At 71.1% G+C, this 968-nt stretch carries 1 protein-coding gene; it reads left to right on the top strand.

The features are described from left to right. A partial coding sequence (locus DD1DGNOD_RS29060; protein ID WP_346434291.1) for an ATP-binding cassette domain-containing protein occupies positions 1-968 on the top strand: 968 nt, incomplete at both ends.

The following is a 968-nucleotide window of genomic DNA, read 5'->3' as shown; positions in this document are numbered from 1 at the left end:
ACCTGGACGCCCGGATGACCGCGCTGTCGGGCGGCCAGGCGGCCCGGGCGGGGCTCGCTGCCCTGCTGCTGAGCAGGTTCGACGTCTTCCTGCTCGACGAGCCCACCAACGACCTCGATCTGGACGGCCTGGCCCGCCTGGAGGAGTTCGTCAGCGGTTTGCGGGCGGGTGTGGTGGTGGTCAGCCATGACCGGGAGTTTCTCGCCCGCACCGTCACCGGCGTCTGCGAACTGGACCTCGCCCAGCAGCAGGTCGGCTTCTTCGGGGGTGGCTACCAGGCATACCTCGACGAGCGCGAGGTGGCCCGCAGGCACACCCGTGAAGCCTACGAGGAGTACGCGCAGCGCCGTGACGCGCTGACCGACCGGGCCCGGACCCAACGGTCCTGGATGGACAAGGGGGTGCGCAACGCCCGGCGCAAGTCCCGCGACAACGACAAGATCGGCCGTAATCTGCGCGCCGAGACGTCCGAGAAGCAGGCCGCCAAGGTCCGGCAGACCGAACGCCTGATCGAACGCCTTGATGTCGTCGCCGAACCCCGCAAGGAGTGGGAACTGCGGATGCACATCGCCGCGGCACCGCGATCCGGTGCCGTGGTGGCGGCGCTGACCGCCGCGGTGGTCCGCCGCGGCGAATTCACCTTGGGGCCGGTCACCGCACAGATCGACTGGGGCGACCGGGTGACCATCACCGGACCGAACGGATCCGGCAAGTCCACGCTGCTCGCCACGATGCTCGGCCGGATCCCGCCCGAGCACGGCCAGGCCGCACTCGGGCCGGGGGTGCTGGTCGGCGAGATCGACCAGGCTCGCGGGCTGTTCGCGGGCGAGGGTTCGGTTCTCGACGTCCTCGCCCGACTGCTGCCCGGCATGGTCACCGCCGACCTGCGGACCCTGCTGGCCAAGTTCGGCCTGCGCGCGGACCACATGAGGCGGGCCGCCGCCACCCTGTCGCCAGGTGAACGCACC

This window comes from Candidatus Protofrankia californiensis (assembly GCF_900634765.1).
Classification (GTDB): Bacteria; Actinomycetota; Actinomycetes; order Frankiales; family Frankiaceae; genus Protofrankia; species Protofrankia californiensis.
Note: the sequence above shows the minus strand (reverse complement) of the source record. Positions and strands in the feature narration are given on the sequence as shown.